The 21,557-nt window shown below is 70.8% G+C and carries 21 protein-coding genes; 8 read left to right on the top strand and 13 right to left on the bottom strand.

Translation table 11 applies throughout. The annotated features are described in order from the left end of the window. Window positions 1–37 precede the first annotated feature (37 nt). Window positions 38–739 (bottom strand): SDR family oxidoreductase, encoded by a 702-nt coding sequence (locus tag ABZ642_RS19405; RefSeq protein ID WP_360485065.1) that lies wholly within the window; start codon window positions 737–739, stop codon window positions 38–40. A 119-nt stretch (window positions 740–858) separates the two neighbouring features. After that, the gene (locus ABZ642_RS19400; RefSeq protein ID WP_360485063.1) at window positions 859–1,959 is read right to left on the bottom strand and encodes an MBL fold metallo-hydrolase; all 1,101 of its coding nucleotides are present in this window, start codon (window positions 1,957–1,959) and stop codon (window positions 859–861) included. 265 nt (window positions 1,960–2,224) lie between these two features. Here ABZ642_RS19400 and ABZ642_RS19395 point away from each other — a divergent pair, with 265 nt between their 5' ends. From ABZ642_RS19395 to ABZ642_RS19380, 4 genes are all read left to right on the top strand, one after another. Continuing rightward, on the top strand, window positions 2,225–2,701 hold the full coding sequence (locus ABZ642_RS19395) for a MarR family transcriptional regulator (RefSeq protein WP_360485060.1): 477 nt from the start codon (window positions 2,225–2,227) through the stop codon (window positions 2,699–2,701). Window positions 2,702–2,960: 259 nt separating this feature from the next. Next, window positions 2,961–4,664, top strand: coding sequence for an NAD-dependent malic enzyme (locus tag ABZ642_RS19390; protein WP_360485057.1), 1,704 nt, complete (start codon window positions 2,961–2,963; stop codon window positions 4,662–4,664). 104 nt (window positions 4,665–4,768) lie between these two features. Continuing rightward, window positions 4,769–5,692, top strand: a complete 924-nt coding sequence (locus ABZ642_RS19385) for a LysR substrate-binding domain-containing protein (protein WP_360485054.1) — start codon at window positions 4,769–4,771, stop codon at window positions 5,690–5,692. 59 nt (window positions 5,693–5,751) lie between these two features. Further along, entirely contained in the window at window positions 5,752–6,627 is an 876-nt protein-coding gene (locus ABZ642_RS19380; RefSeq protein ID WP_360485052.1) for an SDR family NAD(P)-dependent oxidoreductase, read from the top strand. Between the two features lie 44 nt (window positions 6,628–6,671). On the opposite strand, the gene ABZ642_RS19375 is transcribed toward ABZ642_RS19380, so the two are convergent. Genes ABZ642_RS19375 through ABZ642_RS19365 form a run of 3 tightly spaced genes read right to left on the bottom strand, consistent with a single transcriptional unit; the run spans window position 6,672 to window position 9,008 of the window. After that, window positions 6,672–7,166 (bottom strand): DUF3291 domain-containing protein, encoded by a 495-nt coding sequence (locus ABZ642_RS19375; RefSeq protein WP_360485049.1) that lies wholly within the window; start codon window positions 7,164–7,166, stop codon window positions 6,672–6,674. Between the two features lie 31 nt (window positions 7,167–7,197). Continuing rightward, window positions 7,198–7,902: a transcriptional regulator gene (locus tag ABZ642_RS19370; RefSeq protein ID WP_360485046.1), complete on the bottom strand. Its 705-nt coding sequence runs from the start codon at window positions 7,900–7,902 to the stop codon at window positions 7,198–7,200. Window positions 7,903–7,961: 59 nt separating this feature from the next. Further along, complete coding sequence (locus ABZ642_RS19365) at window positions 7,962–9,008, bottom strand: LacI family DNA-binding transcriptional regulator (protein WP_360485043.1); 1,047 nt, start codon at window positions 9,006–9,008, stop codon at window positions 7,962–7,964. A gap of 108 nt (window positions 9,009–9,116) precedes the next feature. Between ABZ642_RS19365 and ABZ642_RS19360 the strand changes: the two genes are divergently transcribed. Both ABZ642_RS19360 and ABZ642_RS19355 read left to right on the top strand, forming a co-directional pair. Then, window positions 9,117–10,292: a phytanoyl-CoA dioxygenase family protein gene (locus ABZ642_RS19360; RefSeq protein ID WP_360485040.1), complete on the top strand. Its 1,176-nt coding sequence runs from the start codon at window positions 9,117–9,119 to the stop codon at window positions 10,290–10,292. A gap of 102 nt (window positions 10,293–10,394) precedes the next feature. Further along, window positions 10,395–11,408 (top strand): Gfo/Idh/MocA family oxidoreductase, encoded by a 1,014-nt coding sequence (locus tag ABZ642_RS19355; RefSeq protein ID WP_360485037.1) that lies wholly within the window; start codon window positions 10,395–10,397, stop codon window positions 11,406–11,408. Between the two features lie 73 nt (window positions 11,409–11,481). On the opposite strand, the gene ABZ642_RS19350 is transcribed toward ABZ642_RS19355, so the two are convergent. The 6 genes from ABZ642_RS19350 to ABZ642_RS19325 all read right to left on the bottom strand — a co-directional run bounded on the left by ABZ642_RS19350 (window position 11,482) and on the right by ABZ642_RS19325 (window position 16,457). Then, window positions 11,482–12,501: a Gfo/Idh/MocA family oxidoreductase gene (locus ABZ642_RS19350; RefSeq protein ID WP_360485034.1), complete on the bottom strand. Its 1,020-nt coding sequence runs from the start codon at window positions 12,499–12,501 to the stop codon at window positions 11,482–11,484. Window positions 12,502–12,714: 213 nt separating this feature from the next. Continuing rightward, the gene (locus ABZ642_RS19345; protein WP_360485031.1) at window positions 12,715–13,602 is read right to left on the bottom strand and encodes a sugar phosphate isomerase/epimerase; all 888 of its coding nucleotides are present in this window, start codon (window positions 13,600–13,602) and stop codon (window positions 12,715–12,717) included. Further along, window positions 13,599–13,772, bottom strand: a complete 174-nt coding sequence (locus tag ABZ642_RS19340) for a hypothetical protein (protein ID WP_360485028.1) — start codon at window positions 13,770–13,772, stop codon at window positions 13,599–13,601. The genes ABZ642_RS19345 and ABZ642_RS19340 overlap by 4 nt, the downstream gene beginning before the upstream one ends. Window positions 13,773–14,131: 359 nt before the next feature. Then, window positions 14,132–14,854: an alpha/beta hydrolase gene (locus ABZ642_RS19335; RefSeq protein ID WP_360485025.1), complete on the bottom strand. Its 723-nt coding sequence runs from the start codon at window positions 14,852–14,854 to the stop codon at window positions 14,132–14,134. 536 nt (window positions 14,855–15,390) lie between these two features. Further along, window positions 15,391–15,849: an SRPBCC family protein gene (locus ABZ642_RS19330; RefSeq protein ID WP_360485022.1), complete on the bottom strand. Its 459-nt coding sequence runs from the start codon at window positions 15,847–15,849 to the stop codon at window positions 15,391–15,393. Window positions 15,850–16,037: 188 nt separating this feature from the next. Next, window positions 16,038–16,457 (bottom strand): hypothetical protein, encoded by a 420-nt coding sequence (locus tag ABZ642_RS19325; protein ID WP_360485019.1) that lies wholly within the window; start codon window positions 16,455–16,457, stop codon window positions 16,038–16,040. A 173-nt stretch (window positions 16,458–16,630) separates the two neighbouring features. Here ABZ642_RS19325 and ABZ642_RS19320 point away from each other — a divergent pair, with 173 nt between their 5' ends. Both ABZ642_RS19320 and ABZ642_RS19315 read left to right on the top strand, forming a co-directional pair. Further along, window positions 16,631–17,338 (top strand): TetR/AcrR family transcriptional regulator C-terminal domain-containing protein, encoded by a 708-nt coding sequence (locus tag ABZ642_RS19320; RefSeq protein WP_360485016.1) that lies wholly within the window; start codon window positions 16,631–16,633, stop codon window positions 17,336–17,338. A gap of 554 nt (window positions 17,339–17,892) precedes the next feature. Continuing rightward, entirely contained in the window at window positions 17,893–18,450 is a 558-nt protein-coding gene (locus ABZ642_RS19315; protein ID WP_360485013.1) for a hypothetical protein, read from the top strand. A gap of 255 nt (window positions 18,451–18,705) precedes the next feature. Here ABZ642_RS19315 and ABZ642_RS19310 read toward each other — a convergent pair whose 3' ends face one another. Both ABZ642_RS19310 and ABZ642_RS19305 read right to left on the bottom strand, forming a co-directional pair. Next, the gene (locus ABZ642_RS19310; RefSeq protein ID WP_360485010.1) at window positions 18,706–19,635 is read right to left on the bottom strand and encodes an NAD-dependent epimerase/dehydratase family protein; all 930 of its coding nucleotides are present in this window, start codon (window positions 19,633–19,635) and stop codon (window positions 18,706–18,708) included. A 79-nt stretch (window positions 19,636–19,714) separates the two neighbouring features. After that, window positions 19,715–21,298 carry a succinic semialdehyde dehydrogenase gene (locus ABZ642_RS19305; RefSeq protein ID WP_360485007.1) on the bottom strand — a complete coding sequence of 528 codons (1,584 nt, stop codon included), beginning with the start codon at window positions 21,296–21,298 and terminating at the stop codon, window positions 19,715–19,717. Between the last annotated feature and the right edge of the window lie 259 nt (window positions 21,299–21,557).

Raw genomic sequence — 21,557 nt, 5'->3', positions numbered from 1 at the left:
TACTTGGCTAGCCACATAAGTCAAGCGGTCCGGCGGTTCAGGTGAAGACGCCCCCGCCGTCCACGGTCAGGATCTGGCCGGTCAGCGCCTCGGCGGCGTCGCTCGCCAGGAAGCCGACCGCCGCCGACACGTCCTCGGGCGTCAGCGCACGGGGCAGCGCCTGCCCGGCCCGCGAGGCCTCGAAGGCGGCGTCCGGCTGGTAGGCGGTGGACGCGGTCCGGGTCAGACCCGGCGCCACTCCGGTCACCGAGATCCCGTGCCGCCCGAGCGAGGCCGCGAGCGAGCGGGTGACGGCGACCAGCGCGCCCTTGCTGGTCACGTACGCCAGGAGGTCCGGGCTCGGCGGCTTCCAGAAGGTGTCGGAGAGGATGTGCACGATCCGGCCGAAGCCGCGCTCCCGCATCCCGGGCACGAACGCCTGGGCAAGCAGCACCGCGGACTCGACGTTCACCGCCTGGACCCGGCGCCAGGCATCCAGGTCCACGGTCTCCACGTCCATCAGGTCGGTGGCGGCGGCCGCGTGCACCAGCACGTCGCACCGGCCGTTCTCGGCCAGCACACGGCGCGCCGCCGCCCGTACGTCCCCGGCGTCGGCCAGGTCGCAGACGATGTCGCCGGCGCGGTCCAGGACCCGTACGGTGTGGCCGCGCGCGGCCAGTTCGCGGACGATGGCGCCGCCGATGACCCCGGCCCCGCCCACGACGACGGCGACCCTGGGTGCGGTGGGGTTCTCGGACATCAAGTGCTCCCACTGGTAGGGCCGGTGCGGTAGGCCGACGACTCCCCCACGTCATCCACGTACCGCACCGGCCGTCATATTTGCTTGTGTCAGCAATGAAATGCTGAGGTAAAAGCCCGTCAGGCGTGGATGGCGCTGCCCAGACCGAGGTCCAGCCGCAGGGACTCCACGAGCGAGAAGGCGCTGCTCTCGGTGAAGACGTCGGCGGCCGCGAGCGTCCCGGTGTACTTGGCCGCGACCGGGGCGGCCGCCTGCCTGCAGACCTCGTCGAGCCAGGTCTTCACGACGGCCCAGATGTTGTTCCCGTACTTCGCCGCGTAGACGCCGTAGTCCACGGTCCCGAGCGCCTGCTCGATCGAGGCGGTCAGGTCGTCGATGTACTGCTGGTGCACGGTGACGTCGGCACGCCTGCCGAGCCGCCCCATGTGACCGGCGATGTGGTACTTCCAGGGGTACGACAGTGCCTTGGCCGGAGCCGCGAGGTAACCCTGGATGTCCTCGCTGTAGTTGAGCGCGCCGAACGGGGCCCAGCCCGGGATGGTGATGTCGACCAGCATCAGCGCGTCGTGGTGCGGGAACCGGATGTAGATGTTGTCCGGCGAGTGGTTGCTGCCGTGGTGCGCGAGTTCGACCCGCTCGCCGCCGACGTGCAGGGTGTAGCGGTCGGCGAAGGTGACCTCGGGCGCGGGCTTGTTCGGGTCGTTGTCGCGCCGCAGCAGCCGGCGGTTCTCCTCGTGCCCGATCCGGACCACGTTGCGGCCGAAGAGCCCGGACGCGCCGACGTGGTCGGAGTGGTGGTGGGAGTGGACGATGTGGGTGACCTTGTTGCTGGTGCCGTTGGCGGCGGCTATCTCGTCGACGGCGCGCTGCAGGTTGTGGCCGATGGTCGGCGGCGCGTCGAACAGGACGACACCCTCCCTGGTGGTGAGGAAGGCGGCCTGGTAGTCGCCGTCGGTCACCCAGTAGAGGTTGTCCTTCACGCGGCCGACGTAGTAGCCCTGGCTGTTCACCGCCGGGCCGAGGGATCCCGCGGGCACCGGCGCGTAGTCCGGCAGACCGGCGTCGGCGGATCCGGCGGCCGAGCTGCGGGAGGCGGCCGCCGAGGCCGGCGTCGCGGCACCCCCGGCGACCAGGGCCGCGGCGGCCGGTACGGCGGTGGCCGCGGCGACTCTGGCGAGGAACGAACGGCGATCGGTTCCGGATTCGGAGCTGGCTGACATGTCGATTCCCTTCGGAACGGTCCCAGGAGGGCCAGGGGCGATCCACCCCTGCGACTCCCGCCCGGCGCAACGGGCTCACCGTAGCGCCAATTAGCTTGCGCAGGCAAGTAATTAGGGCCTTGTTCCGCAGCGGCGTCGAACGTGTGAGGCCCCCGGGAGCCGACCGCCAACCGGCTCCCGGCATCCGCTGCGACTAAGGTGTTCGCAGCCCCGGAAGCGGCGGAGCAGCGAGTTTCCGCCCTCTCGCCCCCAGACGAGGAGCGCCATGCCAGCCGCGAAGCCCGATCCGGTGATGCCTCGGCCCAGCCTCGTCGAGCGCGCCCCGGTGAGCTTCGGGCTCTTCGCCCTCTCCCGCGAACTGCACGGTTACGGCGCCGAACTCCTCCTCAGGCTCGGCCTGCACCCCGGCCAGGAACTGATCCTCATGCGGCTCTTCGACCGGGACGGCCAGACCCAGGCCGAGTTGCAGCAGGCGGTCGGGCTCGACCACTCCACGGTCTCGCGATCGATCCGCCGCATGGAGGACGCGGGCCTGGTCGCCCGGGCCCGCGCCGAGCACGACCGCCGGGCCTTCGTGGTCTCACTCACCGAGGGCGGAGAGGCGCTCCGCGAGCCGCTCGCCGACCTCTGGACCACCCTCGACCGGCTCGCCACCGACACCCTGCGCCGACTGGAGGGCGCCGACTTCCTCAGCACGGTCGCGGAGCTGGAGCGCGCCTACGCCACCGCGCGCCGCGGCTGACCGACGGCTTAGGCACCGCGGGACCGCCCCGCGCCGGGCACCGCCATGCCCCGCCGAACGCCGAGGCGACTCGGCATACATGCACCAGGCTCATGGATCGCTCCTTTTTCAGGCATTGGACGCATGCATATCCGGCTGCGAGGCTTCCGGAGAGCGCGTTCCCCCGGCGGCACGAGGCACCCCGAAGCTCCTCGAAGCGACCCGGACGCGCTCAGGAAGCACCCTGGAAGCAACGCGGAAAACGGACAAGGAGCCGATCATGGGGACCCAGTGGAACGCCGACGAGGGGCACATCGAGACGACCGCCCGTGGCCGTGCCGTGCTCTCCCAGCCCCGCCTCAACCGGGGCACGGCCTTCACCCGGGAGGAACGGCAGTCACTGGGCCTGGTGGGCCTGGTCCCGCCCGCCGTCCTGACCCTGGAGCAGCAGGCCGAGCGGGCGTACCAGCAGTACGCGGCCCAGCCCACCGATCTGGCCAAGAACGTCAACCTCAACGCGCTGCACGACCGCAACCAGGTGCTCTTCTACCGGCTGCTCGGCGACCACCTCGACGAGATGCTGCCCATCGTCTACACCCCGACCGTCGGCAGGGCGATCCAGCGCTACAGCAACGAGTACCGGCGCCCGGCCGGCGTGTACCTGTCGGTGGACGCACCGGAGGAGATCGAGGGGGCGCTCACCGCCACCGGCCTGGGCCCGGACGACCTCGACCTGATCGTCGCCACGGACGGCGAGGCGATCCTCGGCATCGGCGACTGGGGCGTGGGCGGCATCGACATCTCGGTGGGCAAGCTCGCCGTCTACACCGCGGCGGCCGGCATCGACCCGAACCGCACCCTGGCGGTCATGCTGGACGTCGGCACCAACCGCCAGGAACTCCTGGAGAGCCCGCTCTACCTGGGCAACCGGCACCCGCGGGTGGACCGGGAGACGTACGACGCCTTCATCGACGCCTACGTCACCACCGCCCGCCGGCTCTTCCCGGACGCCCTGCTGCACTGGGAGGACTTCGGCGCCTCCAACGCCCGCCGGATCCTGGACCGTTACCGCCCCGACGAGTTCACCTTCAACGACGACGTGCAGGGCACCGGCGCCGTCAACCTCGCCGCCGTGCTGTCCGGGGTGAAGGCCAGCGGGATCCGGCTGCGCGACCACCGCGCGGTGATCTTCGGCGCGGGCACCGCCGGCATCGGCATCGCCGACCAGCTGCGCGACGCCATGGTCGCCGACGGACTGACCGCCGAGGAGGCCACCGCCCGCATCTTCGGCGTGGACCGCTACGGCCTGCTCACCGAGGACCAGGAGGGGCTGCGCGACTTCCAGGTCCGCTACGCCCGCCCGGCCGCCGAGGTCGCCGACTGGCGCCGGGACGAGAAGGTGGGCGGCATCGCGCTGGCCGAGGTCGTCGAGCGGGTACGGCCGACGGTCCTGATCGGCACCTCCGGCCAGGGCGGCTCCTTCACCGAGGACATCGTCCGCACGATGGCCGCCCACGCCGAGCGTCCGATCGTCCTGCCGATGTCCAACCCGACGGACCTGGCCGAGGCGGTCCCGGCGGACCTGCTGGCCTGGACGGACGGCCGCGCCCTGATCGCCACCGGCAGCCCGTTCCGTCCGGTCGAGCAGGACGGGGTCAGGTACGCGATCGGGCAGGCCAACAACGCGCTGATCTTCCCGGGCCTCGGGCTCGGCGCGATCGTCGCCCGCGCCACCCGGGTCACCGACGGCATGCTGGCCGCCGCCGCGCACGCCGTCGCCGGCCAGACCGACGCCACCGGTCCCGGCGCGCCGATCCTGCCCCTCACCGACCAGCTGCGCGAGACGTCGGTGGCCGTGGCGGTCGCGGTGGCCCGCGCCGCGGCCGCCGACGGGGTGGCCCGCGCGACGGTGGACGACGCCGTCGAGGACCGGGTGCGGGCCGCGATATGGCAGCCGGTGTACCCGCCGATCAAGGCCGTCTGAGCCGCCGCGCCTCCACGCGGTGACCGGGGAGGGTTTCCCGTACCCCCACGGCATGCCCCCACGGCCTGAATTCGGCCCGTCCGATGCGGCACGAGAATAGGACCATGGAACTCCAGGTACTGCGCTCCTTCCAGGCCGTGGCCGAGGGCGTGACCGTCACCGAGGCCGCGGCCGCCGCGCACATCACCCAGCCCGCCCTCTCCCGGGCCCTGAACCGGCTGGAGAGCGAGGTCGGCGCGGAACTCTTCCAGCGGGTCGGACGGGTGCTGCGACTCACCCCGGCCGGGCGGGTGTTCAAGGAGTACGTCGACTCCGTGCTGGACGGTTACGACCGGGGGCGGCAGGCGGTGGCCGAGGTCGTCGACCCCGACACGGGCGTGGTGTCGCTGGCCTTCCTGCACACCCTGGGCACCTGGCTCGTCCCCAGACTGCTCACCGGTTTCCGGCAGCGCTTCGCCGCCGTCCGGTTCGAACTGCACCAGGCGGACGAGAACGGCCTGACCCAGCACCTCCTGGACTCCACCGCGGACCTCATCATCACCGGCAAGGACCCCGGCCATCCGCTGATCACCTTGCGGCGGCTGCTGGTCGAGCCCCTCTGGCTGGCCGTCCCCGCCCGCCACCGGCTCGCGCAGCGCCGGCGGGTGCGGCTGGCCGAGGTGGCCGACGAGCAGTTCATCGTGCTCAAGCCCGGCTACGGACTGCGCAGTGTCACCGAGACCCTCTGCCACCAGGCCGGGTTCAGCCCGCTGGTCGGCTTCGAGGGCGAGGAGGTGGAGACGCTGCGCGGGCTGGTCGCATCCGGGCTCGGCGTCTCCCTGATCCCGGCCGCGCCGGACGCCACCGCGGCCCCGGAGACCAACCCGGACCTCCCCATCCGCTACCTCGCGGTCACCGACGTCCGGGCCGCCCGGGACATCGGCGTCGCCTCTCTGGCCGCCCGCACCCTGCCCCCGGCCACCCGGCGCTTCCTCGACCACGCCCTGAACACGACGGCCGGGACGGGCGGGGTGCCGCGGCGCCCTTGAGCACCGCCGCTTAACACAACACGGTTGCACTAATAACGAAACCGTGTTGTGCTGTCGGTATGAGCACCTACACCTGGTTCATCACCGGCTCGTCCCGCGGCTTCGGCCGCCACCTCGTGATCGCGGCTCTGAAGGCCGGCGACAACGTCGTGGCCACCGCCCGCCGGCCCGAGCAGCTCGACGACCTCGTCGAGAAGTACGGCGACCGCGTGCTGCCCGTCGCCCTCGACGTCACCGACCGGACGGCCGCCGTGACCGGACTCCGGGCGGCCGTCGACCGCTTCGGCCGGGTCGACGTCGTGGTCAACAACGCCGGATACGCCAACCTCGACGCCGTGGAGACCACCCCCGAGGACGACTTCCGCCGTCAGTTCGACACCAACTTCTGGGGCGTCTACCACGTCTCCACCGCCGCGCTCCCGATCCTCAGGGCCCAAGGCGGCGGCACCATCGTGCAGTTCTCCTCCATCGGCGGCCGCGTCGGCGGCACCCCCGGCCTCGGCTCGTACCAGGCCGCCAAGTTCGCCGTCGACGGCTTCACCCGGGTGCTCGCCGCCGAGACCGCGCCCTTCGGCATCCGCTGCCTGGTCGTGGAGCCCGGCGGCTTCGCCACCGACTGGGCCGGCCCCTCCATGCGGATCCCCGAGGTCGCCCCGGAGTACGACCCCACCGTCGGGGAGATGGCCCGCCTGCTCGGCGGTTCCGTCGCCGCCGCCGGCGACCCCGGGCGCGCCGGCGAGATCCTGGTCCGGGTCGTCAAGGCGAAGAACCCGCCCACGCACCTGCTCCTCGGCGTCGGGGCCGTGCAGATGGCGCAGAGCTACTCGCGCGGCCAACTGGAGGAGGCCGCCGCCTGGGAACAGGTGGGCCGATCGGCCGACTTCGGCCAGGACTACCCGATCGAACTCCCCGACCAGGCCCGGCCGACGAGCTAGTCCACGGACAGGCCCGACAGGGACCGCGACTCCCCCGGCCTCCGCTACTCCCGCACCACGGCCCGGAGATCCCGGGCCGCCTCGGCGGCCGACCAGGAGGAGGCGAAGGTGAAGGCGCGCGCGGACGGTCCGTGCGTGCGCAGGTCCGCCAGCCGCTCCAGGGCCTCGCCGACGGTCGGCAGGTGACCGGCGGGGACCCACCAGAGCACCAGGTGCGCCTCGACGTGCCGCTCGAACCACTCGCGCCGCCGCCGCATCACCTCCAGGTGCTCACTGCGGTAGGTGAAGCCCCACAGCGCCTCCTGGGTCTGCCACACCGTCAGATTGACGATGACGTTCTCGCCCGCCGGGCGCAGGGCGGTGGCGTCGGCCTCCCCCTCCGCCACCAGCCGCCACACGAAGCCGGGCGCGCCGTCGGCGGCGGCGTTGACCGAGTCGAGCATCTCGACGAACGGCGCGATGCGCGGGTCGTCGAGGGGATGGCGGAGCGTGGCGACATTGAGCTGGGCAAGGTGAACGGCATACCCGGATGCGGTCATGACCTCATGTCAGCACGCCCCCATCTCTATGTCAATCGTTGTTGTTTTTAGAACTTTCGAGCACGACACAGCACTGTCCCGGCCGGGCGTCCATGCGGGCCCGGACGGGCCCGTCCGTACCGAGCAGCCCCTCCAGCAGCGCGAGGTTCATGCCGCAGACGAGCGGCGGAAAGCGTTCGGCGACGGCGTGGAAGGGACAGTTGCGCATGCGGACGACGGCCGCCTCTTCACCCGCCCCCTCGGCACCCCGGTCGCCGCCGGGACCCCCCACCCCCTCCAGGTGCGGTTCGTAGCCGCGGGCGGCCAGCGTCTCCACGGCCTCTTCGAGGCTGCCGCAGGGCGCCACCGAGCCACGCAGGGCCTCGCCGCGACGGCGGGCGGCCGCACAGAGCCCGGCGTCGAGCCCGGCCTGTTCGGCGGCCTCGGCGAGCAGTTCGGCGGCGGTGCGGTAGTCACGGGCGGGCAGCGACACCGCCCGCTCCTCCCGGGCCCGCGTGTACACCTTCGCGGGACGCCCGGCCCCCGGCCCCGAACGTCCCGTCAGGCGGCGGCTGCCGGTGTCGAGCAGCCCGGCCTCGGCCAGCCGGTCCAGGTGGTGCGCGGCGAGCGTACGCGCCACCCCGGTCGCCTCGGCGGCCTCGTTGCGGCCGACCTCGCGGCCCTGCGCCGCCACGTACTCGTACAGTCGGCGTCGCACCGGATCCTGCAGCGCCGCGATCGCGTCGATGTCGTTCACCCCGCCATTCTAGGAACAACGCAGGTTGGAGATAGAAGCCCGACCAAGGTGCGCGGGCCTCAGCCCGTGGCCGGCGCGGAAGAGACGTCGGGTGGCAGATTGAAGGGGGTGACCACCTGGATCGCCGAGGGGAGGGTCGGGCCGTCGTCCGGCAATGCCTTGTGGGCCCGCATGACCGTCTGGCAGGCGCGGCGCACGTCCTGGCGCAGGTCGTGGTGGAGGACGGCGGAGAGGCGGCGTTCCCGCAGCAGCCGGGTGTTGTCGTGGTCGAGGTCGTGTGCGATGAAGACCGCGCACGACCTGCCCAGATCGTCGAACGCGTCCAGCGTGGCGAGGTTGCCCCCGCCCATGGAGTAGACCGCCACGATGTCCTCGTCGCGCTTGAGCGCGCCGAGAACGAGGTCGTGCTGGGTGGCGTCCAGGCCGTCGCTGTCGGTGACCTCGACCAGGGAACGCTGGGCGCCGGCGAGCCGCATGGCGCTGCGGAAGCCCATGTCGCGCTCCTCCTCGCCCCGGAAGGAACCGCGGCTGATCGTGGTGAGCACGGTGCCCGGCCGGTCGCCGAGCCACTGCTGGAGGAGGTAGGCGGCCGTGGCGCCCGCCGCGCGGTTGTCGATGCCGACGTACGCCAGGCGCGGGCTGTGCGGCAGGTCGGTCACCAGCGTGACGACCGGGATGCCGGCCGCGACCAGCCGCCCGACGGCGGCGGCGATCTCCGGCAGGTCGGGGGCCTTGAGGATCACGCCCTGCGAACCGCGCTTGGCGATCTTGTCGAGGGTGCCGATCAGCTCCGTCGGCGAGCAGGTCTCACGGAAGTGGAAGCGTGAGCGCACGACGGCGGGATGCAGGGAGGGAAGTTCGGCCTCCAGTGCCTCGCGTACGGCGGTGGAGAACCGCTCCGGTGTCTGCATGACGATGTCGATCATGAACGTCCGGCCCGCGATCCGGACCTGGGTCTGCTGACGGTCCAGGTCCTTGATGGCTTCCTGTACCTCACGAATGGTGCTCTCCCGCACATTGCCCCTGCGGTTGAGGACACGGTCCACCGTGGCGGTGCTCAGCCCTGCCTGACGGGCGATTTCCCTGATCGGATAGGGGTGATGCATGGCTGATCCCAAAGAATGATGATGGATTTTTGATTTACCGCTGAGCATTGATTGATGGGTGCGGATTCTCAAGACTGGCAGAAAAGCAGGTACTGCGAAAGGACCGGGATGCCTTCCCCAGCAGCGAAGCGGACATGGCTCACCGAGGCCGACTGCGATCTCGACACGCTCCGCTCACTCGTCGAGCAGAAGACCGACATCGGGGACTACCCGTCGGCCGCGGGCGTGGAGCAGAACGTGTTGCTCTACGACAGCGCCCGGCTCCGTGGCCGCACGGCCACGGACCAGGGGCGTCGCGACGTACAGGAGGAGCTGATCCGGGCGCTGCTCGACGGGCCCGGCATCGTGGTCCTCAAGGGCGCGTTCGCTCAGGCGCGGGTCGTGGACCGGGTGTCGGAGGCCTTCGCCGCGCTCATCGAGGAGGAGCGCCGCGAAGGCACGGCCCGCGGCGACCACTTCGCCCGGGCCGGCGCCAACGACCGGGTCTGGAACGCCCTCGACAAGATCGCCGTACGGGCACCGGAGGTGTTCGCCGACTACTACGCCAACGACCTGCTGGCGCTGGTCGCCGAGGCCTGGCTGGGCCCCGCCTACCAGGTGACCTCCCAGGTCAACGTCGTCAATCCGGGCGGTGCCGCGCAGAGTGTGCACCGCGACTACCACCTCGGCTTCCTCTCCCAGGAGCGCGCCGCCGCCTACCCGGCGCATGTCCACCGCCTCTCCCCCGTCCTCACCCTGCAGGGTGCCGTGGCCCACTGCGACATGCCCGTCGAGTCCGGCCCGACCCTGTACCTGCCGCACTCGCAGAAGTACGAGCCGGGCTACCTCGCCTGGCGACTGCCCCGGTTCGTCGAGTACTTCGACGCCCAGCACGTCCAACTCCCCCTGGACAAGGGCGACGCCGTCTTCTTCAACCCCGCGCTCTTCCACGCCGCCGGGCACAACCGGTCCACCGACATCCGCCGGATGGCCAACCTGCTGCAGATCTCCTCCGCCTTCGGCCGCGCGATGGAGACGGTGGACCGCGCGGCGATGGCCAACGCCCTCTTCCCGGTGCTGCTGCGCCGCAGGGCCGACGGCGCCTCGGAGGACTGGCTGCGCCGCCTGATAGCCGCCACCGCCGAGGGCTACCCCTTCCCCACGAACCTGGACCTCGACCCGCCGGTGGACGGTCTGGCGCCGCCCTCCCAGGCGGATCTCCTCTGGCAGGCCGTGGCCGAGGGCTGGACCCCCGAGCGGCTGCGCGAGGAACTGGACACGGCCGCCGCGCGCCGCCGGAACTGAACCGGACAGCGCACCCGTGGGACTTCTCGAGGCCGAGGTCGTCGGGACACCGTCTTCGGCGGCCGGGACCGGGCCGCCCGCTCGTAGGGAGGTACGCAAGGGATGACGGACGAACCGCTGCGGATCGGTGTGCTGGGCGCGGCCCGGATCGCCGAGTTGTCGATCGTGGGGCCGGCCCGCGCGAGCGGCCACCGGCTGGTGGCGGTGGCCGCCCGCGACCGGGACCGGGCCGAGGCGTTCGCCACCGCGCACGGCGTGGAGCGGGTGGCCGGCTCCTATGCCGACCTGGTCGGCGACCCGGAGGTCGAGGTCGTCTACAACCCGCTGGCCAACGGCCTGCACGGACCGTGGAACCTGGCGGCGCTCCGGGCCGGCAAGCATGTGCTCACCGAGAAGCCCTCCGCGAGCAACGCCCAGGAGGCGGCCGAGGTCCACGAGGCCGTCGCCAAGGCGGGCACCGTGTTCATGGAGGGCTTCCACTACCTGTTCCACCCGGTCACCCGACGCCTGCACGAACTGCTCGACAGCGGGGAGCTGGGCGAACTCCGGCACGTCGAGGCCATGGTCGCCATGCCGGCGCCGCCGGACAGCGACGTTCGGTGGTCGCTGCCGCTGGCCGGCGGTGCGCTGATGGACCTCGGGTGCTACAGCCTGCACGCGCTGCGGATGCTCGCGCCCTGGGCCGGCGGCGCACCCCGGCTGGTCGGTGCGAACGGCGGCGAGAGGGCCCCGGGAGTCGACGAACGGCTCTACGCCGACCTGGAGTTCCCCGGCGGCGCCACCGGCACCGCCCGCTGTCACATGGCATACCACACCTGGCAGATGAGCTGTCGTGTCGTGGGCACGCGCGGCGAGGCCACAGCGATGAACTTCGTCCAACCGCATCTGGACGACCGGGTGGTGGTGCGTGCGGCGGGCGGTGAGCGCACGGAGGAGCTCGGCCGCCGGTCGTCGTACACGTACCAACTGGAGGCGTTCGCCGCACATCTGCGCCACGGCGCACCGCTGGCGCTCGACGCCGACGACGCGCTGACCACCATGCGGTTGATCGACGAGTGCTACCGGGCGGCCGGATTCCCCGCCCGGCCGCGTACGGCGCTTCCGACCACGGCGTGACAGGGATGGATGAAGAGAAAGAGCGGGGGGAGAAGGCGCGGTACCGCCTTCTCCCCCTGTTCCGTGTGCACGGCTACCGGTACAAGGCCGGCCGCTCCGCCAGCTCCACCTGCACGCGCCGCCCTTCCCGCTGGGACAGCACTCCCGCCTCGCACACGGCCGCGGCCGCGTAACCGTCCCAGCTGCTGGGGCCGGTGACCTCCCCGCGACGGGTGGCATCGACCCAGGCCTGGACCTCGCGGTCGTAGGCATCCTGGAAACGCTCGATGTAGTTCGGTGTGATCCGTCCGCCCCAGCGGCCGTCGGCGCTGACCCACGGTCCGTGCTCTTCGCCCATGCGGACGGTGCCGTGTTCGCACACGGCCTCGGCCTGTACCTGGTAGCCGTAGCCGCAGTGCCCGAAGATCTCGACGTCGACGAGCGCGCCCGACTCGGTCTCGAAGAGCACGAACTGGGGGTCGCTCATTCCGGCGGGCGCCTGTGCCGACGGTGCCGGCTTGTGCACGGTGACGGCGGTGATCTCCTGGTCGAGGAGCCAGCGTGTCACGTCCATCTCGTGCACGACCGAGTCGTTGATGAGCATTTCCTCGGTGAACCACGCGGGCATGGCCGGGTTGCGGTGCCGTTGGTGCAGCATCAGCGTCCGGCCCAGCTCACCGTCGTCGAGAAGCCTCTTGAGCTTCAGGTACTCGGTGTCGTACCGGCGCATGAAACCCACCTGGACGCGCCGGTGCCCGAGCCGCTGTTCGGCCTCCAGCACGCGCAGGGCGGAGGCAGCGTCGGGGGTGAGCGGCTTCTCGCACAGCACCGGCAGGTCCCGGCGCAGGGCCTCGGTCAGGGCCGCCTCATGGGCGGGCCCCGGTGAGGCGATGATGACGGCATCCACGTCCCGCGCGGCCATGGCGACCGCGGGTTCGGTGTACGCCGTGCAGCCCTCCGTCACGTCGGCCAGCGACTTGGCCCGTTCCGCGTCGATGTCGACGACGGCCGTCACGCGTGCTCCGCCGATGACGTGCCGGAGTCTGCGCACATGGTCCGCGCCCATCGTGCCGGTGCCGACGACGGCGACGCGCAGCGCTCGCTGAGATGACATGTCCCGATGTCTCCAGAGATCGTGATCAGTTGACGAGATGGAACCGCCATGGACCCCGGGGGTCAACGTTTGTAGTGACATCATTTATCCATCAGGACACGATGTCGGAACATGCGCTCGACGTCCTTTGCGGCGCCTTCTGAACCTGAAATGGCCTGAGCCATTCCGTCTCCTTTTTTTGATGCATTGGCCATTCATCACCCGGCCCGACGGTCAAGCGCTGACGCGCAGCACCGAGCGCAGGTGCTCGGCGCTTTCCCAGACCTGGTCGACGGGCCCCTTTCCCTTGGGCTCCGCCGTGAGAATGGTGTCCTGTTCCAGGACGTACCAGCCGTCGTATCCACAGGCGGCGAGACGGGTGACGATGGCCCGCACATCCACGTCGCCGGCGCCGAGCGGGCGGTACATGCCTTCGCGCACGGCCTCGGTGTAGGTGAGACGGCCGGACCGGACCTTGGCGGCGAGGGAGGCGTCCACGTCCTTCATGTGGGTGTGGGCGATGCGCTCGGGTGCCTGCCGGGTCAGTTCGGCGGGGTCGGTGCCGCCGATGAGCAGGTGCCCGGTGTCGAGGCAGAGGGAGATCGACGAGTGCTCCAGGACGCGCCGGACCTCCTCGCCGTTCTCGATCATCGTGCCGACGTGCGGGTGCAGGACGGCCCGTACCCCGCGTTCGGCGGCGAGCGCCGTCAACCGGTCGAGGTGGGACAGCAGCAGCTTCCAGCCGTCGGCGTCGAGTTCGGGCCGTGAGTCGTAGCCGTCCTGGCCGGTGATGGCCGACAGGACGAGGACCTCCGCGTCGGAGGCGGCGTAGCTCTCCAGGAGCCGTTCCGCCTCGGGCAGCGGGTCGTGGCCCGGGACGTGCAGCAGCAGCGGAGTGAAGCCGCCGACGGCGTGCAGGTCATGGTGGGCGAGCACCTGGGCCATGGCGTCCGGCTCCGCGGGCAGGAAGCCCTCGGGGCCGATCTCGGTGGCGGCCAGGCCGACCTCGCGCATCTCCTTCAGCACCCGTTCGGGCGTCAACTGGTATCCCCAGCCGGGCACTTCGCAGACGCCCCAGGAGATGGGCGCGCCGGCGATCCGGTCGAGCGGTGAGGTGGTCATGCCGTGGCCTTTCGGTGGTGGTGGTCGGGATCGGGGTCGGCGACCGCGGTTCCGGCGAGCGCCACGGTGCACACCGTCGAGCCGTCGAACGGCGACGTGGCCTCCCGGGTCCGTGCGGTTCCCCCGGCCGCCTGCCGGCGACTGCCGATCGGCAACTCCACGGGCGCCATCGCCCTCTCCCTTCAGGAAGCCGTCGGAACACGGCCGTGTCCGACGCCTCGCGGGTGGCGGGGGTGTCGCCCGGCCAACGGCCAGGCCGTTTACGTGACCGCAACGCTAGGTCCGCGGGGGAAGGGTTGCGAAGCCCCTGAACCCGTCAATTCGCCTTCATGGAGGCCATCATTTATCCCTCATCGTGGAGCGCCGGCACACCCCGACCGGCCGGTACCGCCGATGGCCGGTACCGGCGCGATCGGGGGTCGCGCATCTGCTGGACACCGCCACCGAGGAAGGCCGGGACGACCTGTCCTCGATGGCGGCATCCCGGCCGGCACCGCCTACCGGCTGCTGCCCGCCGGACGGCCCGGCCTCACTTCAGGTGTCGGTCCAGGAACCGGCACCCGTCCTCCAGCTCGAACCACGGGGTGCCGGTGTGCCCTCCCAGATTGGCGTGCAGGGTCTTCTCCTTGCTGCCGAAGGCGTCGAACAGGTCCAGGGCCCGTTGCCGGGGGTTGCCTTCGTCGTCCCACTGCAGCAGGTACAGCAGCGGAATGGTGACCTGCCGGGCCTCCTCGCGCTGGGCACGGGGCACGTACCCGCCGGCGAAGAAGCCTGCGGCCGCGATGCGCGGCTCGGCCACCGCCAGCCGAATACCGAGGGCGGTCCACCCTCCGGAGTACCCGACCGGCCCGCCGATCTCGGGCAGTTCGAGGAGGGCGTCCAGAGTGGTCCGCCATTCCGGGACGGCGTTCTCGACCAGCGGGCCGATGAAGGACTCGAAGATCTCGTCGACCGGCTCGCCGGCCCGCATCGCCCGCCGGAGGTCGGCACGGGCCTGCTCGTCGGCGGCGGAACGGGGACGCTCACCGCATCCGGCGGCGTCGATGGTGGCCACCGCGTAGCCGCGCGCCGCGGTGTACCGGGCCCGGGCCACCAGCCGGGGTTCCGCCTTGGGCAGGCCGTTGTTGTGGGCCATCAGGACCAGCGGAGCCGGTGCGGATCCAGACGTCCACAGGGTGCCGGGGATCTCGCCGAGGGTGAATTCGCGCTCGAGGACGCCGTCGTCGAGGCGCTGTTCGGAAGTGAATCGCACAGTCGTGCCTTTCGGGAGTGCGCTTGAACGGCGCTCCCGGACGACCTATCGCCCGACCGTGGCCCCGGAGGGGAGCACCCATGTCGATACTGCGTTCACGGGTACCACCTCCTCGTTCTCTCGCACGGCCTCCCGGAAACTAGCAGCGGTGGCCGCGCTCCGCCAACAGGTTTTCGCGAGCGCCGAGGAGGCGCCGACCTCGATCGGGCCTCTGGCCTGTCACTCCTGCTCGACAGGGACCGCATCCGCTGCCGGTCCCGGAAGGACTCCCCTATGACGACGTTCAACGAGCTCTCCGCCCGGGCCGAGTTCGTCGACCGCCGGCTCTGGTCAGTGGCTCGCGGCCGCCGCGGTGCCCAGGCGACCACTCACCGTCCGGCGCCCCAAGCAGCTCGCGCACAAGCGACACCACGACATGCGAGCCCACCGGCCCCAGGGCCGGCGTGACCAGGATTGCCCCGTGCCTCCAATCGCTGAAGCCACTGGGCACCAGTGCGGGTCACGAACGTTGGCCGGTGCCAACGCCCTGAAAGGTGTCAGCGCGGATCGATCGCCGCCTCGGCTGCCGCCTTGATCCGGGCGCCGAAGGCCTCTGCGTCCTTGCGGGCGGCGGCGAGTGCGAGACCGACGAGGAGCTTGCCCAGGCCATGGCCTTCCAGAACGTTGAAAATACGGACCCGGGTCCTGCCGTCGGCCAGCAACTCCAGGTCGTAGCCTCCGTCGCGTACCGTCACGCTGTTCTTCGACACCTCGGCCCACCGCACCCTCACCGGGGCCTCGAGGCCGGTGATGCGGAACTCCCTGGCGGTCTTCATTCCGGCGTCCTTGACTGTGCTCCGGAAGGCCGTACCCACGGTGGTCGGGGCGTCGGGAACCCGCTCGATCCTGAGCACGCGCGGGCTGAACTGCGGATCGTTGCGTCCGTCGGCGAGGTAGGCGAACACCGCCTCGACAGGCCGATCGACCTCGACCGTCGCTTCGAACTTTCCCGACATGAGCACTCCTCATCACGTGAGTCGCAGGGGCCGCGCCCGGCCCTACGGCACGTCCTGCACGATGGTGTGGTCCCCGACATCCCGGGATCCGGGTCGGCGGCGACGGCGCCCAGCGCCGGCTGCCGGTTTTCACCGAGCGGCGGCCGATGCGGTGGCCGCCGGCCGCCCCCCACCGGGGTCTCACCTTTTCAGGGGTGGGGTCGGCGCTTGTGCTCCACCGTGAGAAAGGCCAGCTCGGTGGGCCCGTCGTTGCACAGGTCGTGCAGGATGTACTCGCCGTCGGGGAAGGTGAAGTGGCGGGTGTCGCCAGACCGGTAGGTGACCCGTCTGGTCGTACCGTCGTCGGTGTGCTGCACGCCGGACCCGTCGGTGAGGGCGGTCCAGAAGTAGTCGAGAACATGCCGGTGGGCAGGTACTCGTCCGCCTGGAGCCAGTCGAATGCTCCATACCTTCACCTCGTCGGTTTCCGACAGCAGGACGGAGCCGACCCGATGGTTGTGGGCGTTGTCGGCGAACTCCCGTCGCAGCGGCGGGCTCCATCCGTCGAAGTTCTCCGCGATGAGTTCACCGGCCAGCGGTGACGTGCGCGGTTGAGCCATGTCGGTCATGTGTCCCTCTGCTCGGCGTCGATGGAGATGTCTTCGTCGGCCACATCCGCCGCCACACGCTGGTGCCCCGGACCCGCCCGCGGTCAACCGGGTGTGCTCCTGAGGCGGCTCACGACCATACGTCGTACATGGTCGATGTACAGGTGAACATGTACAGAGTATAGTTGTCAACCATGAAGAAGACAGCGAGCGACGGGCGGACGCGCGAGAGGCTCACCCGTGAGGCCATCGCCGACGGCGCCGTGGCACTGGCGGATGCCGAGGGCCTGGAGGCGGTCACCATCCGTCGCCTCGCCAAGGATCACGGCGTGTCGCCGATGGCGTTGTACTGGCATTTCAAGGAGAAGGATCAACTCCTGGACGGCATTGCCGAACGCCTTTTCACCGACGTCGACCTGCCGCCAGTGAGTACGGAGCCCTGGCCCGAGCAGCTGCGAGGGGTGCTGGAGGCACTGCTGGCCGCCCTGCGCCCCCACCCGGCGGTGGCCGGGCTGGTGACCTCTCGCATTCTCACCTCGGAGGCGGGCCTGAACGTTGCCGAGCGCACCCTCTCCCATCTCAGGAAGGCCGGGTTCTCGCCGGAGCATGCCGCCGAGATCGGCAGTTACCTCCTGAGCGCGGTCGTCACCCTCGTCACGAGCGAGCCCGGCCAGCGGCACGGCGACGACGACGAGGCCCACGAGGACGCCATCCGCGTCAGGGCAGCCTCGCTCGGCGCACTGTCCCCGCGCCGCTACCCCAATATCGTCGCCTCATCCAGCGCCCTGGCGTCCTGCGCGAGCCCGGATGCCTACTACAGCCTGGGCCTGGACATGCTGATCACGGGCATCAACGGAATCGCCACCGAGCCCGTGAAGGCCGAGGCCGAGGCGGCTTCCTGAACAACGGAGTGAGCGGCGCGCCACACAGCATGCCGCCGGACCGCTCCGTCGGCGCCGGCCGGGGCCGCGTCGGTGCGATCCCGCTCCGGAGGTGCGCATGGCACGGCAGCCCAACCTCCTTGCGCGGCGGCACCCCGGCCGCGCCGACCGCTCAACGAGGCGGGCCCGCCGGCCGCCCTGTCGCCACACCCGGCTTCCGACTGATCGGCACCCGGACATCCGCGGGCGGTCGCCGTGCGCTCCGCGCGGGCCTCTCGGGCAGTCAGGTCGACCTCGGGCTTTCCTGGACGCGCGCGCCGCTTTCGGCCTGCCGGCCCGGCTCGCCCGCGCCGACCGCCGTTCCACGATCGACGCCAGGTCAGCCGATAGCGGGCGCGGCTCTTGCGGACCCACTGCGCGATCCCGCCCGGTCAACCCGACGTCCCAGGCCGAACGAGACGTGACCGGACACCGCAGATGCACTCTGTACATGTATGTTGTATAGGTACGCGGTGGCTCCGCCCATTCCGAAGGCCTCGCTACCAGGCGGGCCCGAACTTCTCTGACGGTCCGCAGTGGGTGATCAGCGCCTGCGCACAGGACAGCGCCGCCCCAACCAGGAGGACGTCCTCATGTACGACACCCACCCTGCGCACACCGCCGCGCTGCTGAGGCACTTCGCCGACCTCCGCGACGGCACTCACGCAGACGCGGTCTCCCGCCGGGACAAGGAAGAGCTCTTCGCCGCCACGGTTGAGCTGCTCGACCCCTACGCCCGCCAGGCACTTGATGAGGTCAACGCCCACCTGCTCCTCGGCACCGGGCAGGTCATTGCCACCGGCGCCCGGAAATCCAAAGACGGCACGGAAGCGATCTGGGCGCTGGGCTGGCCCGAGCAGCGGACCGCAGGCATCGACCCGATCATCCTCCATGCCTTCTACGGCACCGGATTCCACCACCCGCACCTGCGCGGCGGCACCGTGGGGGACTGGCCGCTGAACGCGTTCACACCCGAGCAGGCCGCCGCAGAACTCCCCACGCTGCGTGCCATCGCCTCCGCCGAGCTGCACAATCTCGTCTTCCAGCGCGACTACCGGATCATCCCGGCCACCATGCGCGGGCGCACCTCATGAGCCTGCGCCTGTCGATCCTCGACCAGTCCCCGATCCCGGCCGGCCCGGACCCGGATCCCCCTGACGGCGCGTGGCCGCATACCCGTGGACCATCGGATACGAGATCTCGTCCGCACGGCCTTTCCATGCTGCCGCATCATGCATCTCCCACACATGCCTTCCGGCCCGGAACGAGGGACGCCCCTTGTCGTTCCGAGCCGGAAGGCAGTGTGCCGTGATAACGGCGGTCGGCCGTGATGTGTCAGCGTGCTTCGGTCATGTGGTCGGCTGTCCGGGGTTGACGGTGGAGCCCTTGGGACCCCAGATCCGGCGGTATGAACCGTGGACGAGCTCGTCGAGCAGCGGCGGGCCCTGCGGCGCCCAGCCCAGTTCGGTGCGCGCCTTGGTCGAGTCGACCCGGCTGTTGCTGCCCAGGCCGGCGGCCGGCAAGAAGCCGAGGGCCTGGGCGAACTCCTCCTCGGTGGCCGAGACGGCGCTCCCGAAGCCGAGCAGTTTCGCGATGGCCTCCGCGATGCCACGGAAGTCGCACTCATCGGCGGCGAGGTTGTAGACGCTGCCGGCGGGGGCGTGTTCCAGCGCGAGCAGGTAGGCGTCGGCCAGGTCATCGAGATAGACGTTGCCGTACCGGTTCAGCCCGCGGCCGAGGTAGCGGCTCACGCCGTCGCGCAGAGAGGCGTGGAGCATCATGGGAAGCTGCTCGCTGCCGCCGTAGCCGTAGATCATGGAAGGGCGCAGCACGATGGTGTGATCGCCGGCCTGTGCGGCTTCCTGCACCATGGTGTCCAGGCTGTAGCGGGGCGCCAGCGGGGGGATGGGGGTGTAGCCGTCGTCCTCGGTGTGGACGACGGCGGTGGGCTCTCCGCCGGCGAGGTCGGTGTAGATGCCGGTGCCGCTGGTCCTGATGAAGCGCTTTCCGGTGCCGGCGACGGCCTTCAGCAGAGTGGCGGTGGACGTGGCGTGGTCGGCGCTCGCGGTCTCGATGACAGCGTCCGCGCCTTCCACCGCGGTGTGGAGCGAGTCCGCGTCGTCGAGTGCACCGTGCACGGGCTCGATACCGGCCGTGGTCAGTGTGCGTATGCCGAGTTCGTTGCGGACCAGGCCGGTGACGTCGTGTCCGGCGGCGAGCAGTCGCTGGGCGACCGCCCGGCCGATGTAGCCGGTCGCGCCGGTGATGAGTACCTTCATGATCATCTCTCTTGGTGGGGGGGGTGGTGGAGTGCGTTGGGGCGGGGGCCGTCCGCACGGTGTGGCTACCGGAAGTAACTCACCGCACGCGGAGGGTCTTGAGGGTGCGCAGTGACGCGGTGAGCAGTTCGGCGTAGTCGGCTCTGCTCATCCGGGCCGGGGGGTCGAAGCCGAGCAGGTGCTGGCTGGACACGTTCTGGGGTTCCGTGTACTTGAGGAGACCTGCCCGGCCGTGGCGGCGTCCGAGGCCGGAGTCCTTCATGCCCCCCATCGGGGCACCCTGGGAGGCGTATGCGGAGGCGTAGCCCTCGTTGATGTTCACGGTGCCCGCTTCGATCCGGGCGGCGACTCGGCGGGCTCGGCGGACGTCGCGGCTGAAGACACTGGCATTGAGTCCGTAGACGGAGTCGTTGGCGGCGCGCACCGCCTCCTCCTCGCTCTCGAACGAGTAGACGGACACCACCGGCCCGAAGGTCTCCTCCCGCCACAGCGGCACCTCAGGGGTGACACCGGTGAGCACGGTCGGCTCGTAGAAGAAGGGGCCGAGGTCCGGGCGTGGCCGGCCGCCCGCCACGACGGTCGCTCCTGCGGCGCGGGCCTCCTCGACCTGACCGCTGATCCGGTCCAGCTGCGCCTGGGAGGTGAGTGAGCCCATGTCGGCCGTGAAGTCCAGCTGCGCCCCCAGCTTCATGGCCCGGACACGCGCGCCGAAGCGTGTGACGAACTGTTCGTACAGCGAAGAGTGGACGTAGATGCGCTCGACCGAAACGCACAGCTGTCCGGAGCTCGCGAAGCAAGCGCGCACGGCAGCGTCCACGGTGTGGTCCAGGTCGGCATCGGCCAGCACCAGGAGCGGGTTCTTGCCGCCGAGTTCGAGGGAGCAGCCGATCAGACGTCGACCGGCCTGTTCGGCGATCGTGCGGCCCACGGCTGTGGAGCCGGTGAAGCCGATGAAGTCGGCCTGCTCCATCATGGGCTCCCCCACCACCTTCGACCGCCCCAACACCACCTGCCACAGGTCTGCGGGAAGGCCCAGCTCCTGGAGCAGCGCGCGGGGCCAGAGGCTGGACAGCGCGGTCTGGTTGTCGGGCTTGTGGACCACCGCGTTGCCGGCCAGCAGGGCCGGGATCACGTCCATGCCGAGGGCCAGGGGATAGTTCCACGGCGTGAGGATGCCTACGACGCCCTTGGGGTGAGGTGTCTCGACCGCCTGGGTGAGCAGGGGGAAGGCTCCTTGCCTGCGCTGGGACCGCAGGACCTTCGGGGCCTGCCGAGCGGCGTACAGGGTCGACGACGCCGCTTCCATCAGTTCCTCGAAGGCGTGGTGGCGAGCCTTGCCGTTCTCCCACTGGAGCAGATCGAGGATCTCGTTCCGGCGGGACAGCATGAGGTCATGGAGCCGCAGGAAGGGCTCGGCCCTGCGGCGCGCCGGCAGGGCCGCCCAACCGCGCTGGGCCTCACGCGCGGCGGCGAAGGCAGCCGCGACATCCGCGGCCGTGGACTGAGGGAGAAGGGCGAGCGTGTCGCCGGTGAACGGGGCCGTCGTGGCCACGGGTTCGCCGGTGGCCACGACCCCTGCCGTCAGCCTCCGGACCAGTGGGGCGTCCGGCCGTCCCGCGCCGACAGCGGAAGTACTCCTTCGACTCTCCAAAGTCTGTCTCATCGGTCACCTCCAAAAAGGGTTCCGTCCACGCCATGGGCGTTCGCACCGACACAGTGCGCCATGCGATGTACATGGACGTTGTACAGGTAAACATGTACAACGTACAGGCGTCAAGCGAAGGAGGGCTTAGCGCACGGGGGACCCCACCGCGAGAGCGCCACCGACACCGCGGCGGCAACAGGGACGACCGACGCCCGGACGCCGACCCCCCAGAGAGGAACCGTGTCGGCGCGAACGCCCACGGCTCGGGCCGCACCGG

It is taken from the genome of Streptomyces sp. NPDC007157 (genome assembly GCF_040634235.1).
Taxonomy (GTDB): domain Bacteria; phylum Actinomycetota; class Actinomycetes; order Streptomycetales; family Streptomycetaceae; genus Streptomyces.
Note: the sequence above shows the minus strand (reverse complement) of the source record. Positions and strands in the feature narration are given on the sequence as shown.